Genomic DNA, 14,075 nt, shown 5'->3' with positions numbered 1-14,075 from the left:
CTTATACCCGCTCCAGCCAGGCTGTACTTAGTTTGGTGAAATACTCTTTGATTGTGTCGTTGCCAATTTCTTCCAACACGTCACCGAGAAAAGCTCCGACGAGCATTTTCCGGGCTTCGTCCGTTGGAATACCGCGGGCTTGCATGTAAAAGAGGGCGTCATCATCCAATTCACCTGATGTGGCGCCATGGCTACATTTTACGTCATCTGCATAAATCTCAAGCTCAGGCTTGCAGTCAATCTGTGCGTCATCAGATAAAAGCAATGCTTTACTCAATTGATCCCCGTTTACTTGCTGTGCATCGGGGAAGATATGGATTTTTCCCTGGAAAACGCCATGGGATTTGCCTGCCAAAACACCCTTGTAAACCTGTTCGCTGACATTACCGGCATGCTTATGCTCAGTAAGGGTTGTTGTGTCGCAATGCTGATGTCCATCAATCAGATAGGCGCCGTCCAGTTTACTCAAGGCCTCTTCGCCAAGAATGCTTGTTTTGAGCTCATTGCGACTAAGGCGAGCGCCAACAGAGAGCGTAAAGTTTTTATATTCCGCACCTTTTGCAATCTCACCATCCGTTAGGGAAACGTGGAAGGCTGACTGGCTTTCATTTTGAAAACGATAGTGGTTCAGCTTTGCTCCCTCTTCGAGAGACAGCAAAGTGACCGGGTTCATGAAATATGTGCCGTGCCCCTCAAATTCTTCCAGAATGGTAAGCTCAGCACCTGAAGACATGGAAATTCGATTTCTAAGGTGAATATTTTCCCCTTCATCGCCATCAGTTTCATAGCGAATTTTCAGAATGCCGGGAACACTCACATTTTCATCAACATACAGGCACGCACCATCTTGCATATACGCTGTATTCAGCGCCATCAGAGAGCGGTTTTCAGCCTCGTCCAGAAAGAAAACGGCACCATTTCCAAGCGCTTGTGAAAGCGGAGCGAGATGAACACCTTCAGGAAGACTATCCAAATTGCTTTTTTCTAGAGAGAAGTGGCCATTTACAAACACCATTTCATAAGCTGCATCAAAGCTGTCCTGCTGCAGGCTCGGTGTTGATGGTTGATCTTCTTCGGGTCCGCCCTTGGTGAGGCGGGCAAGATTTGTAAACCGCCACTCTTCAATTCGTTTGGTCGGAAAATCCAATACTGAGAATTTATCAATACCGGCTTTGCGCAGTGTTGAAATGCTGCGGTCATCCGCACCCGGAAGGTTTTCCAGGGCCTGCTCAAAGCCTTCTACATAATGCTGGGCGAGGGGAGAGAGAGAATTCATCTTAATTCCTTCATTAAGAGGGGCAGAAATGGCTCGGTGCTATGCTGCACTGATTTCTGCGTAACCCTTCTCCTCAAGCTCAAGTGCCAGATTTTTATCACCGGACTTAACGATCTTACCATCAGCCAATACGTGGACAAAATCAGGAACGATATAGTCTAATAGGCGCTGATAATGCGTGATTACCAACGCAGATCGCTCTGGGCTGCGAAGGCGGTTCACACCTTCCGCAGCGACCTTCAAGGCATCAATATCAAGACCGGAATCCGTCTCATCCAGAAGCATCAGATCTGGCTCAAGCAGAGACATCTGCAAGACTTCATTCCGTTTCTTCTCACCGCCAGAGAAGCCCACATTGACCGCACGTTTCAGCATGTCATCTTTAATGCCAAGTTCCTTGGTTTTTTCGCGAACCAGTTTCAGGAACTGCATTGCGTCCAGTTCTTCTTTACCCTGATATTTGCGTTTTGCATTCAAGGCTGTTTTCAGGAAAGTCGCTGACGCAACACCTGGAATTTCAACAGGATATTGGAAGGCCAGAAAAATCCCGTCATTGGCACGCTCATCCGGATCCATCTCTAGCAGATCTTCGCCTTTATAAGTGACGGACCCTTCGGTCACTTCATATCCATCACGGCCCGACAGCACATAAGACAGCGTGCTTTTACCGGCACCGTTTGGTCCCATAATCGCGTGGATTTCACCTGGGTTAATTGTCAGGTTAATCCCTTTTAGAATTTCCTTGCCGCCAACTGTGGCGTGAAGGTTTTTGATTTCCAACATTGTCTAGCTCTTGTCTTAAATAATACTGTAGCTGCTTAAGCGTTACCCGACGCTGCCTTCCAAACTGATCCCTACCAGTTTCTGGGCTTCAACAGCAAATTCCATTGGGAGTTTCTGCAAGACTTCCTTACAGAAACCGTTCACGATCAGCGCCATGCTTTCTTCTTCGGAAAGTCCCCGTTGCTGACAATAGAACAGTTGCTCTTCACTTACTTTAGAGGTCGTTGCCTCATGTTCAATTTTGGCACTGCGATTTTGGTTCTCGATATACGGAACTGTATGCGCACCACACTTGTCACCAATCAGCAGGCTGTCACAAACGGTATGGTTACGCGCATTATCGGCTTTGCGTCCCATACGAACCAAACCACGATAGGTGCTTTGCGCTTTACCGGCGGAAATACCTTTTGAAATGATCGTACTTGAGGTGTTTTTGCCCAAGTGGATCATTTTGGTGCCGGTATCGGCCTGCTGCAGGTTGTTGGTAATGGCGATGGAATAAAACTCACCAACAGAATTATCACCCTGCAGAATGCAGGAAGGATACTTCCATGTTACCGCAGACCCTGTTTCAACTTGCGTCCATGAAACCTTCGAATTAATGCCGCGGCAGGCAGCACGTTTTGTCACGAAGTTATAAATACCACCAACACCATTTTCATCACCGGGATACCAGTTTTGAACGGTTGAGTATTTGATTTCAGCATTATCCAGAACGACAAGTTCAACGACGGCAGCATGAAGTTGGTTCTCATCACGCATTGGTGCCGTGCAGCCTTCCAGATAGCTAACATAACTTTCATCGTCAGCGATGATCAATGTGCGTTCAAACTGCCCTGTTTGCGCCGCATTGATGCGGAAATAGGTGCTCAGCTCCATTGGGCAACGAACACCCTTTGGAATGTAAACGAATGAGCCATCTGTGAAGACGGCGCTATTGAGGGCGCCAAAGAAGTTATCTGTATAAGGGACTACAGACCCTAGATATTTCTTCACCAATTCAGGGTGGTTCTTGACGGCCTCTGAAATCGGACAAAAAATCACTCCTTCTTTTTCAAGGCGCTCACGGAATGTAGTCGCAACAGAGACACTGTCAAAAACGGCGTCCACAGCAACGTTTGCTGCGCCTTCAACGCCGGCTAGAACTTCCTGTTCTTTCAAAGGAATGCCTAACTTGTTATAGACCTCCAAAATTTCAGGGTCGACTTCATCCAGGCTTTTCAGTTTTTCCTTCACCTTTGGAGCAGAATAGTAATAGATATCCTGATAATCGATCTTAGGATAATTCACTTTGGCCCAATCGGGTTCTTCCATTTTAAGCCAATAACGATACGCCTTCAGACGCCATTCCAAAAGCCATTCAGGCTCTTCCTTCTTGGCGGATATAAAGCGAACAATATCTTCGCTTAGGCCAATAGGGGCGGTTTCAGATTCAATATCACTGACAAAACCGTATTTGTATTTTTCCGAAACGGAATTGACCTGATTAATGGTTTCCTGCTGAACGGCCATTTTCTACTCCGCTACTATATGTTCTTCATTACCAGCAACAATCGGAGATGGCGTTCCGGTTGCAGGTACACTTTGAAGCATATCCGCTAAGGTTACTTCTTCCAGTGCCAGATTAATTGCTCGATTGATTTTCTCCCATCCACCCTTCATCGGGCAGCAGGTTTCAACAGAGCAGTCTTCATGGCTGTCATCTACGCAGGAGGTCACCGCGACGGGGCCTTCCAGAACGCGAATAACTTCAGCGATAACAATCTCACCCGGGTCTCTTTCCAGTCGGTAACCGCCGTGCGCACCACGAATGGACGTCAGCAAATCTCCTTTTGCCAAGAGGCGCAGGATTTTCGCTGCGGTCGGGACAGTCAAGCCGGTATGTAGGGACAGATCAGGTGCGGTCATGGTGCGGCCCGGTATTCTGGCCATTTCACTCATAATAACAACGCCATAATCTGTCATTTTGCTGATTTTAAACATGATGACAATTTATATCGTACTAATTCAGTCTGATTTCAAGAATTTATAACAGACAAATTTGGTCTTGTATATACAAACTCCACTAAATTGCTGCAACAGCGAATATGCCAATTGGTGTATCTGATTGTATTTTTTTATAGGACTGGCGCCTCTTAAAAAGAAAAGTACAATGTGAGACATACCCAAGCAGCGAAACGCTGATCAATGAGAATAACAAAGCTAGGGAGCGGGGCATGAGCATTTTGGAAGGTCATTACGACTGGGAAGCGATCTTGGATGGACTGAATAAGTATTTGCGGGTACGCGCAACACCCATTGGCATGAAACTGTTTGAAACAGTAGAAGAAATGGAAGCCATTCCAAAAATTCGACGGCCCTCAGATATTCATACGGCGGATCAGATCGTGGGGCAGGCGTGCCGCTTGGGATGGACTGTTGGCGCAACCGCAGAAGATTTTGTCGGTTCTCAATGTGGTGCGGTTCTTGGCCTGCATCCTCAAGATGAAGAATGGCAAAAAGGCGAACGTTATGTTGGCGTCTGGTGGGAAACACCAGAGGATACAAAAAAGCATCAGGAAGAAATGTCAGTTGTTCCTTATGGGCAATATAAAGCGATGGCTGTTTCTCCGTTGGCTACTGGACGCCTGGATCCGCCTGATATTTGCCTGCTCTATATGACACCAGCGCAGATGATATTGTTTATCAATGGGCTTCAATGGGCTGGATTTAAGAAATTTGATTTCTCCGTCGTTGGAGAAAGTTCCTGTGCCGATAGTTGGGGAAGGGCTCTCTCCACAGGTCAGCCTAGTTTGTCTCTTCCTTGTTTCGCTGAAAGACGTTATGGAGGGGTTATGGAGGATGAGTTACTGATGGCTATTCCGCCAGCATTTCTTCCCAAGACCATTGAAGGACTTGCAAAGCTGAGCGCCAATGGCCTGCGTTATCCGATCCCACCTTATGGGGTTCAGAATGATGCAAGAGCAGGGTTAGGTTTCAGCTATGGCAAGAAATAAACAAAGGATCCTGAATTGCCCAGTAATGTAATGTTTGTGTATGGGACATTGAGAAAAGACTCGACCTCACCAATGGCACACATAATCGACGAGTATTGCGACCTTATTGGTGAGGCCTACATTCACGGCAGTCTGTACGATCTTGGGACATATCCCGGTGTCATAACGGGTGATGAGTATACAGGAAAAGTGTTTGGACAGCTGTTTCTGTTGAAAGACGAGCGGAAAGTTCTCTCTGAGTTTGATTATTACGAGGAATGCTCAGACGATTTTCCCAAACCACATCTATACATCCGCGAAGCTCTGGATGTTTATTTTCCTAATGGCGGTAAGGGGAAGGCATGGGTTTACATTTACAATAGAGATGTGTCGGATGCCACATTTATTCCTGAGGGTGATTATATAGACTATTTGGCGCGTAAACGTTGAGGTTAAGCACTTAACAGGCCAAGCTCTTTCTGCTGCTTTTTTGTAAGTTTTCCAGAAATTATACGGTGGGCTTCACGAACATAATCTCTGATATCTTCATCTTTCAGGGCAGTAGGAGTTTCTAGCTGAACCCATTTGGCACGGGCGAGATAAGGGGCAGGGATAATGCCGTCCTGTTCAGTCAATATACTAAAAGATAAATCACTGCATTTGAACGATATGCAATCGCTTCGGTCATCAGACCATGTGGTACAGATAGCGAAGATTTTTCCGCCCACCTTCCATACGCTTGAGTTTCCCCACTGAACAACATTTGTTGTTGCGGTTAGTTGGTCGCAAAAAGCGTTAAATTCTTCACGTGTCATTTCTGGAAAATCGAGCTTTTTTGTTGAGGAGTTGAGTTCCTAGATTAAACTTGTACGTGGGAGCGAAATCAACCGCTGATCATACTAATTCTACTGAATGTCGTGATTTGGGGTGGAATAGAAAATTAAATAGTAAAACGTTTGGTTGATTCAGGAACAAAAAATTTGGAAATATCGTCAGAATCGTCTGTTGGTAAATAATCTACAAAGACCAAAAGTCGCGTGATTTGACCATCTTTACCTCCTAGGGGGCAGGCGACAGTATCAACTTTCATAAATTCCTGATGGGGACCTACATACGGAATACTATGGAAACTTGGTTGTTCCAAGTTGATTACCTCTTCCATAACTTTCCAGATCTGGCTGTCAGGGCCGCGGCCTTCATATTCGCGCCAGCTTTTTCCCATACTGTTTTGAGCGCTACGGGAAAGGATCGCGTCGCCGGTAATTCTCTCCACAAAATCAAGTGGTTCATGGCTTACGTGAATAATGACCACATTCGGCAGCAGGGCCTTAATTTCCGAAGGATTTATATCTGACCAGCTTGGGATTTGATTATTGGTGCATTTAGACTTCCAATACGCATATCCCTCCTTAATCAGAGATGACGAATTTTCGAACCCTTTGAAATGCAACATAACTCAAATCTCTACACCAGACACACAAGCTTAGGATATTAAATTTCTAATGTTTAAATCAAGCCTGTTGTATACATAGCCGTTCAGCCGGAAGGTGAACATGCGCGCGCGTTCCAACGCCTAATTCGCTTTCCAGTTTGAAAAAACCATCATGCGCTTCGGTCAATAATCGTACCAGGCTAAGGCCCAAACCAGTTCCTTGATGTTCGCGGTTATATGCAGAATGGATTTGCCCAAACTGTGTCAGGACATGGGCGATATTTTCCTTAGCAATACCGATACCGCTATCAATAACGCTAATTCGGACACCGCCGCGATCACACCTGCCCACATCGATCTTAACTTCACCACCGGGGTCAGTGAACTTAACGGCATTGGATAGTAAGTTTACAATGATCTGTTTCAAGCGAGTCGGATCACCCAGTATATAGGGCAGACCTTCCTGCATTATCGTGGTTACGGAAAGGTTCCTCTTTTCAGCAGCGACACTTACCAATTGCTTACAGCTTTCAAGGAGGGAATGAAGTTCCAGTTCCTGGTCCATCAGGTTAACCTGATTGGCCTCAATCTTTGCAACGTCAAGAATGTCGTTGATCACCTGCAGAAGATGGACACCTGCGGAATTGATACCTTCAGAATATTCGTGGCGCTTTTCTTTATTGATCAACTCATAGTCATTCATCATTAGCAGTTCGGAAAAGCCAATAATGGCGTTGAGAGGTGTCCGAAGTTCATGGCTCATATTTGCAAGGAATGCAGATTTTGATGCACTGGCATTTTCTGCCTGCTCTTTTGCAGTTTGCAAAGCAGCCGTTCTTTCCTGAACGTGCTCTTCCAGAATTTCGTTGTTACGGCGCAGAAAGTCCTCCGCCTTTTTCTGGTCTGTAATATCTGTCAAAGAAACCAGAACACCTGCGGCGATTGGCAAATAGTGAATGTCAAAGATGCGCCCGTTTTTACGATGGTGCATAAATTGCAGATGTATATCTGTATCAAAATGTTCAAGGATCTTGTCAGTCGTATCGATGGTCGCGTTCAATCCATATTGATACTTGTCTACATCAAACTGTATAAACTCTCGCGCTGGGGTGCCCTTAATGCTTAAATAGGAAGGGAAATCAGTCATGTCAAAGAACTGATCATTCCACACAGATAGTTTGTGATCCTTGTCGAATAACGCCAATCCCGAAGTAACGTTAGCCATTACCATTTCTAGAGTCATCGCTTTGTCTGAAAGCTCTTGTTTGCTATTGTTAAGCTCTTCAGTTCTTTGCCGTACTCGCTCATCCAGCAATCGATTTGCAATCTCCAAGGCGTGGCGATCATTGTAGTTGTCAGTTACGTCGGTATAAGTGGTGACAAATCCACCATCGGGAAGAGGGTTGCCTACTACCTTGATGACGGTTCCGTCTGGGCGAATGCGTTCAAATGAGTGGGCTTTGCGCAATCGCGCAAGGTCTAATCGCTCTTTTACCTGATCTTCGATATTACCTTCACCATATTCACCGCGCAATGCGTTATACCGAAACACATCTTCAAGTGTGGTATCGCCTGACAGGAACATTTCTTCCGGTAGTTCAAGAATTTCCATGAATTGCTTGTTGCAGAAAACAAGTTTGAACTCAGCATCAGTCACGCTGATGCCTTGGTCAAGATAATCGAAACAGCTTGCAGTTAAGCTGTTGATATTTAGCGGCTTGTTTATCACTTATCCCCCATCCCAAAGACAATAATCGACGATACATACATCCACCTTGTACTTTGCTTAGCAGCGCAAAATACCTAGGAAAAGCTAATGAATTACTAAAGTGATTATTATTTAATCTGAGAGGTTCACCCAGATTGGGGTGTGATCAGAAGGTTTTTCCATACCACGTGGCTTCTTGTCGATGCCAACTTCGGTCAAGCAGTCCATCGCTTGTGGAGATAGCAATAGGTGATCGATGCGAATGCCATTGTCTTTTTGCCAGGCACCACGCTGGTAATCCCAATAAGTGTAGTTTACTTCGGGCGTAAAGGTTCGATACGCGTCCGCATATCCGGCATTCAGAATTTTTCGAAACGCTTGACGGCTTTCAGGCTGGGTCAGGGCATCACCTTCCCATGCCTTTACATCATAGCAATCCTCATCCTGAGGGATAACATTGTAGTCTCCCGCCAGAACCACAGGTTTTTGTTGCGAAAGAAGATGGGTCGCGCGATCAAACAGGCGTTCCATCCAACCTAACTTGTAGGGGAATTTCTCAGTGTTAATTGGATTGCCATTTGGAAGGTAAATTGATGCAACACGGACGCCTTTAATAGTGGCTTCAATATAGCGGGCTTGTTCATCTGCATCATCCCCCGGAAGACGGCGCATCACATCTTCAATGGGGTGCTTAGAAAGGATAGCAACACCGTTATATGTTTTTTGCCCATGGGTTTCGACATTATACCCAAGGGCTTCTACCTCTTCGCGAGGGAAATTCTCGTCAATACATTTGAGCTCTTGCAAGCAAAGCACGTCAATTTGAGTTGTCGTTAAGTAATCCAGCAGGATAGGCAGGCGGGCTTTCACGGAATTCACATTCCAGCTTGCAATTTTCATGTGAATTTCGTTCCCTAAATGGAGAAGGAGGAGCCACAAGAGCAGGATGCCGTGGCATTTGGGTTCTTAATCTGGAAAGCACTGCCAATCAGGTCGCTCACATAATCTACCTCTGATCCAGCGAGATACATAAGGGAGATGTTGTCAACCAGCAGAGTCGCTCCTTTATTTTCCACCACTAGGTCATCTGGATTTTGAGTGTCTTCCAGATCAAAACTGTATTGAAAACCAGAGCAGCCACCACCGTTTACGGCAACACGCAGCATTTTTTTCTCACTTTTGAGCTCATCGACGATCGCATTGATCCGATCAGCAGCTGAGTCGGTCAATTTAACCGGTGTCTCTTCTGTCATCTGCAATGTCATTTAAACCCATCCATCAAAATAAAACTGTTTCGGAACACCATATGTAGTAATGATGTATTTATCATCACGTCTTTTGTCAATTGGTGCGGATTTTAAGATCAAGAATGAAAACCCAAACTGCAGACCGGCTTCGCAATTTATTATCTGAGTTTTTGCAAGAAAACGGAGGGGATCCGGACCAATTAAAACTCCGCACGCCGCGAGATCTTAAGTGGGGAGATGTATGCAGCAATGTGTTGCAACTTCTTCCACATAATGTCTCTAAAGCAGAAGATCTGATTAAGCGCCTGGAAGAAATATCAGAAGTGCAAAAAATTGAGGTGTCAAGCAGTCTTGATCTCAATATTCATTTTCGACCCTCTTTCTGGAGTGGGGAATTGGAGAGTATCGAAAAAAATGGTCTGCATTATGGCCAGGATTTAATAACAACAGATAATGTTTCTCTTTGTGTTGCAAGCTCCAAAGAGGATTTATTGTCTTTAAAAAGCCGGTGGAATGGGGAAGCCCTCGAACAGCTTGGTAAAATTCTTGGGGTCAAAGTTACTGCAGTGGCAGATCAGGCGAGCGAGCTAAAGGGGTTTAGAAGTGATGCTGCCATATCCAAATGCGGAGAACAGTCCCTCAAAATTGCCTTACTTTCCAATAATGATGAATTTGCAATCCATTTTAGCTCAGTAAAAGCGCTGGACCGGTCCTATGAAAATCCGGTTTTTTCGCTTCCCTATGCGGAAGCCACGATTAAGCGCTTATTGAACAAAGCAGAAGCGGAAGGTGTGCTCCATCTGGGCGGCGTGGTGCAAAAAGCCTCAAGTGGTGCGTTGCTATTTGAGGAAGAGAAGGCGCTTTGCCAGCATCTTGTTTCCTGGCCTATCGCCGCAGAAAAATGCTTCACTGAGAAAGACATGGTTAATTTGACGGGTTTCCTGCAACGGGCAAGCCTGCTATTTTTTGAAATATACAAAACCCAACGACCGGAATCTTCGGAGTATCTCCTAGATGAGGAACATGGTTTGTTGCGAAGACAATTGTTTAAATCTTTGAGATCATTGCTAATTGGCGGTCTGGAGATTTTGGGCTACGACAGGGGCGAGGAGTTCATTTAGTGAGTGATAATCAGGAATTTGATGATGGCGATTTCTTCGAAGATGAATATGTGCCGACTGTAAATCGCTGGAAACTGCTTGGCGCGGGACTGGCGGTCTTAATTGTTGCCGGGTTTGGTATCGGGATTTGGTATGCTTATGACCAAGGTGTCAAAAAAGGCGTACAGCTTGCCCCGCCCATTATTAAGGCTGACACAAGCCCGGTAAAGGAAAAGCCTGAAGATCCCGGCGGTATGGAAATCCCTCATCAGGATAAAAAGGTTTTTAACGTTCTCAATGCTGAAAAAGAAGAAGAGAAGGTTGAAAAACTGATGAAGGCTCCGGAAACACCGGTGAAAGATCCTGCACCTGTTGAGATTTCGGAAGATGAGAAACCTGCATCTTCGTTGGTAGGCAAAGCAGAAAATCTTATGAAGAAGGCTGAGGAAAAAGCCGCTGATGTTGCAAAATCGGTAGAGAAGAAAGCAGAAGAAGTAAATTCTGCTGTTGAAGAAAAAGTAACCGAAGTTGCAAAAGCAACAGAAAGCGTCGCGACCACTGCCAAGGAGAAGGTGGAAGATGTCGTCAAAGAAGTGACAGACACTGCCACAGCTGTAACAGGTACTTCATCTTCTTCTACCCCGACCTCTGAGACAAAAGTTGAAAAAGTAATCGAGGCTGAAAAAGAAGCGAAGAAAGTAGCTGTCGCAGTTCCAAAAGAACCTGCGATTAAGGGCCCTGCATACCGTGTTCAGCTTGGGGCTTTCAGATCCACTGATGCCGCAGAAAAAGCATGGTTGGACTTGCAAAAGAAACATGATGCATTGCTTCAAGGGCTACCGCACAAAGTTCAGTCGATCGAAATCTCCGGCAAGGGCATGTTCTATAGATTGCAGGCAGGTGCATACGCAGATCGCGGCGGAGCAAATGAGCTTTGTACAAACCTGAAAAAAGTTAAACAGGACTGCCTCATTGCACGAAACTGATCTTTCAGGTGTAAAGCCGATCATTTTCTCCGTTGCGGGGACAGAACTCTCGGCGGAGGAGAAATCGTTCTTTCAGTCAGAGAAGCCTTTCGGCTTTATTCTGTTTGCCCGAAGTGTTGATAATCCAGATCAACTTAGACAGTTGATTTCAGACTTGCGCAGTTGCGTAGAGCGAAGTGACGCCCCGGTTCTTGTGGATCAGGAAGGGGGTAGGGTGCAGCGCATGCGTCCGCCCCATTGGTTTCAGGCACCTGCTCTCGGGAAAATTGGTGCACTTTACGATATAGATCCTGCCATTTCGGAAAGAGCAGCAGTTCTAGCAACTGAACTGATTATCAATGATCTGAAATCTGTCGGATTTAATGTGAATTGCAGTCCGTGTCTTGATCTGCCACGCGCAGAAACATCCAATGTAATAGGCGACCGCGCGCTGCATCAGGACAATGATGTTCTTGTCAAATTGGCTGCAACTATCATGGATTACTATGTCGAAAATGGCATCATGCCGGTTATTAAACATATTCCCGGGCATGGGCGGGGAACCGTTGATAGCCATCATGAATTACCTACGGTCAGCGCAACGCTCGAAGAACTAAAAGCATCTGATTTTAAGCCATTTAAGTCGCTATCGGCGGCGCCTTGGGGGATGACGGCACATATTGTCTTTGATCAGATCGATCCTGATAACCCTGCAACGCAATCTCAAAAAGTAATTGAAGAGATTATTCGCGGTGAAATCGGTTTTGATGGTCTTTTGCTATCAGATGATCTGAATATGAATGCCCTCAAGGGAAGTTTGAGGGAGAGGGCGGTGAGAGCCTTCGATGCGGGCATTGATATTCTTCTTCATTGCTCAGGTAAGATGGACGAAATGAAGGACATTGCATCTGCTATTCCGCAAATGAGCGAAAAAGTTATATATCGCGTTAAGCAGGGTGCTGCTCAACTTCCTGATGAGGATAGTATTCCTGTGCTGAATAACATCTCTCAGAAAAAAGATGAGCTTGCTTCACTGCTAGAGCTTCTTGATTAGGTCTCAATATGGAAATTTTGTATACCGCGTCAACATGGGTCATTCCCGCCCTTTTGGGTATCACACTGCATGAGGCTGGTCATGCTTACGCGGCATGGAAACTGGGAGATCCTACAGCAAAGTCTTTAGGACGTGTGACACTGAACCCTATTAAGCACATCGATCCTATGGGAACAATTTTTATCCCTGGCGCACTGCTATTGATTGGGGCCCCATTCTTATTTGGATATGCGAAGCCTGTTCCCGTCAATTTTGGCAGACTTCATCAGCCTCGAAGAGATATGGTTTGGGTGGCACTCGCCGGTCCCGCCATGAATTTCCTGCTGGCATTTCTCTTTGCGCTTTCAATGCACATTATTCCGTTGCTCCCCTTCGAGGTGGGACAATGGGCAATTGAGTGCTTCTACAAGGGGATCCTGCTCAATGTGGTGCTTGGTGTTTTCAATTTGCTGCCAATCCCACCATTGGATGGAGGGCGTATTGCGGTTGGTATTTTGCCCAACGCACTTGCACTGCCACTTGCAAGACTTGAAAAGTATGGATTTTTGATTTTGATCGCTGCAATTTTTCTAATCCCCATGATCGGCCGGCAACTAGGGTATAACGTGAGTATTATGGATTGGCTTTTTGAAGGCCCCATTTCCTCTGTTGTATCTTTCATTGCGAAAATGGCGGGATTGAATTAGGCTTTCGGCACGTAATCTGACTGCTCAAGGGGCGAGGAGTGACATCAGAAAAAGGTCTGTTTGATAAGAAGAGTGAATTTGCCGGCGAGGTTTCTCAAATCCCGTCTGAAAATGCCTTGGTGGTTGATCTTGATGGTTTTGAAGGGCCGTTGGACATCCTTCTTGTGCTTGCAAGAGACCAAAAAGTAGACCTTTTAAAAATCTCTATCCTGGAGCTAGCTGAACAATATCTCGCGTTTATCGAGGAGCTTCGAAAACTTCGCCTCGAAATAGCTGCTGACTATCTGGTTATGGCGGCGTGGCTCGCTTATCTGAAATCCAGATTATTGCTTCCCCCTGAAGAAGAGGCTGAAGGTCCATCGGGGCAGGAGCTTGCTGATAGATTGGCGTTTCAGCTTAGAAAGCTGGAAGCCATGCGAGGTGCAGCCGAAAAACTCATCAATGGTATCGTGACAGGGCGTGATCGAGTTCGGCGGGGTATGCCGGAGGGCGTGACCGTTGTCCGTCATTCAAAATACGATTGCAGCCTTCGTGAGCTGTTGCAGGCATACGTTCAGCATGAGGAGCGCAAAGGGATCTCAAATCCGCTGCGATTGATGCGGGCTGCTGTTTATTCCGTTGAAGCTGCGCTGGAGCGGTTGGAGAATATGCTGGGTAAAATCCCTGACTGGTCGGACCTTCGGGAATATTTACCCGCAAACCTGAAAGACCCTTTTTCAATTCGGTCCGCTCAAGCGTCCACATTGCTTGCAAGCCTTCAGTTAGTGAAAGAGGGGGAGATGGAGTTGCGTCAGGCGACTACTTTCGGCCCTATTGAGGTACGTGCAAGGCATCGGGAGGATTAAAGTT

At 45.9% G+C, this 14,075-nt stretch carries 16 protein-coding genes; 7 read left to right on the top strand and 9 right to left on the bottom strand.

Going from position 1 to position 14,075, the window contains the following annotated elements; translation table 11 throughout:
* Position 1 precedes the first annotated feature (1 nt).
* The 4 genes from sufD to GUA87_RS12655 are packed head-to-tail and all read right to left on the bottom strand — an operon-like array spanning position 2 to position 4,042.
* Positions 2 to 1,276, bottom strand: coding sequence for a Fe-S cluster assembly protein SufD (gene sufD, locus GUA87_RS12670; protein ID WP_193716903.1), 1,275 nt, complete (start codon positions 1,274 to 1,276; stop codon positions 2 to 4).
* A gap of 39 nt (positions 1,277 to 1,315) precedes the next feature.
* On the bottom strand, positions 1,316 to 2,056 hold the full coding sequence (gene sufC, locus GUA87_RS12665; RefSeq protein WP_415774798.1) for a Fe-S cluster assembly ATPase SufC: 741 nt from the start codon (positions 2,054 to 2,056) through the stop codon (positions 1,316 to 1,318).
* Between the two features lie 45 nt (positions 2,057 to 2,101).
* Complete coding sequence (gene sufB / locus GUA87_RS12660) at positions 2,102 to 3,571, bottom strand: Fe-S cluster assembly protein SufB (RefSeq protein WP_193716901.1); 1,470 nt, start codon at positions 3,569 to 3,571, stop codon at positions 2,102 to 2,104.
* A 3-nt stretch (positions 3,572 to 3,574) separates the two neighbouring features.
* Positions 3,575 to 4,042: an SUF system Fe-S cluster assembly regulator gene (locus GUA87_RS12655; RefSeq protein ID WP_193716900.1), complete on the bottom strand. Its 468-nt coding sequence runs from the start codon at positions 4,040 to 4,042 to the stop codon at positions 3,575 to 3,577.
* Between the two features lie 233 nt (positions 4,043 to 4,275).
* On the opposite strand from GUA87_RS12655, the gene GUA87_RS12650 reads away from it, so the two are divergent.
* Together GUA87_RS12650 and GUA87_RS12645 are read left to right on the top strand one after the other, a co-directional pair.
* Positions 4,276 to 5,055: a DUF169 domain-containing protein gene (locus tag GUA87_RS12650; RefSeq protein WP_193716899.1), complete on the top strand. Its 780-nt coding sequence runs from the start codon at positions 4,276 to 4,278 to the stop codon at positions 5,053 to 5,055.
* Between the two features lie 30 nt (positions 5,056 to 5,085).
* Entirely contained in the window at positions 5,086 to 5,484 is a 399-nt protein-coding gene (locus GUA87_RS12645) for a gamma-glutamylcyclotransferase (protein ID WP_227711975.1), read from the top strand.
* Between the two features lie 2 nt (positions 5,485 to 5,486).
* On the opposite strand, the gene GUA87_RS12640 is transcribed toward GUA87_RS12645, so the two are convergent.
* The 5 genes from GUA87_RS12640 to erpA form a co-directional block, all read right to left on the bottom strand.
* Positions 5,487 to 5,849, bottom strand: coding sequence for an MmcQ/YjbR family DNA-binding protein (locus tag GUA87_RS12640; RefSeq protein WP_193716897.1), 363 nt, complete (start codon positions 5,847 to 5,849; stop codon positions 5,487 to 5,489).
* Between the two features lie 125 nt (positions 5,850 to 5,974).
* Positions 5,975 to 6,487, bottom strand: coding sequence for a PAS domain-containing protein (locus GUA87_RS12635; RefSeq protein WP_193716896.1), 513 nt, complete (start codon positions 6,485 to 6,487; stop codon positions 5,975 to 5,977).
* A 58-nt stretch (positions 6,488 to 6,545) separates the two neighbouring features.
* Positions 6,546 to 8,195: a PAS-domain containing protein gene (locus tag GUA87_RS18240; RefSeq protein WP_193716895.1), complete on the bottom strand. Its 1,650-nt coding sequence runs from the start codon at positions 8,193 to 8,195 to the stop codon at positions 6,546 to 6,548.
* 111 nt (positions 8,196 to 8,306) lie between these two features.
* A complete protein-coding gene (gene xth, locus GUA87_RS12625; RefSeq protein ID WP_193716894.1) occupies positions 8,307 to 9,074 on the bottom strand; it encodes an exodeoxyribonuclease III in 768 nt (255 codons plus the stop codon).
* Between the two features lie 14 nt (positions 9,075 to 9,088).
* Positions 9,089 to 9,439, bottom strand: a complete 351-nt coding sequence (gene erpA, locus GUA87_RS12620; RefSeq protein ID WP_227711855.1) for an iron-sulfur cluster insertion protein ErpA — start codon at positions 9,437 to 9,439, stop codon at positions 9,089 to 9,091.
* Positions 9,440 to 9,543: 104 nt separating this feature from the next.
* Here erpA and GUA87_RS12615 point away from each other — a divergent pair, with 104 nt between their 5' ends.
* The 5 genes from GUA87_RS12615 to GUA87_RS12595 are packed head-to-tail and all read left to right on the top strand — an operon-like array spanning position 9,544 to position 14,071.
* Positions 9,544 to 10,542, top strand: a complete 999-nt coding sequence (locus GUA87_RS12615) for a hypothetical protein (RefSeq protein WP_193716893.1) — start codon at positions 9,544 to 9,546, stop codon at positions 10,540 to 10,542.
* Entirely contained in the window at positions 10,542 to 11,507 is a 966-nt protein-coding gene (locus tag GUA87_RS18235) for an SPOR domain-containing protein (protein WP_193716892.1), read from the top strand. The genes GUA87_RS12615 and GUA87_RS18235 overlap by 1 nt, the downstream gene beginning before the upstream one ends.
* Positions 11,494 to 12,540 carry a beta-N-acetylhexosaminidase gene (nagZ, locus tag GUA87_RS12605; protein ID WP_193716891.1) on the top strand — a complete coding sequence of 349 codons (1,047 nt, stop codon included), beginning with the start codon at positions 11,494 to 11,496 and terminating at the stop codon, positions 12,538 to 12,540. The genes GUA87_RS18235 and nagZ overlap by 14 nt, the downstream gene beginning before the upstream one ends.
* An 8-nt stretch (positions 12,541 to 12,548) precedes the next feature.
* A complete protein-coding gene (locus GUA87_RS12600; RefSeq protein ID WP_193716890.1) occupies positions 12,549 to 13,226 on the top strand; it encodes a site-2 protease family protein in 678 nt (225 codons plus the stop codon).
* A gap of 38 nt (positions 13,227 to 13,264) precedes the next feature.
* Positions 13,265 to 14,071: a ScpA family protein gene (locus tag GUA87_RS12595; protein WP_321575913.1), complete on the top strand. Its 807-nt coding sequence runs from the start codon at positions 13,265 to 13,267 to the stop codon at positions 14,069 to 14,071.
* Positions 14,072 to 14,075: the final 4 nt, after the last annotated feature.

The organism is Sneathiella sp. P13V-1, from assembly GCF_015143595.1.
In the GTDB taxonomy this organism is placed as follows: Bacteria; Pseudomonadota; Alphaproteobacteria; order Sneathiellales; family Sneathiellaceae; genus Sneathiella.
The sequence above is the reverse complement of the archived record's forward strand: the minus strand, read 5'-3'. Positions and strand labels throughout refer to the sequence as shown.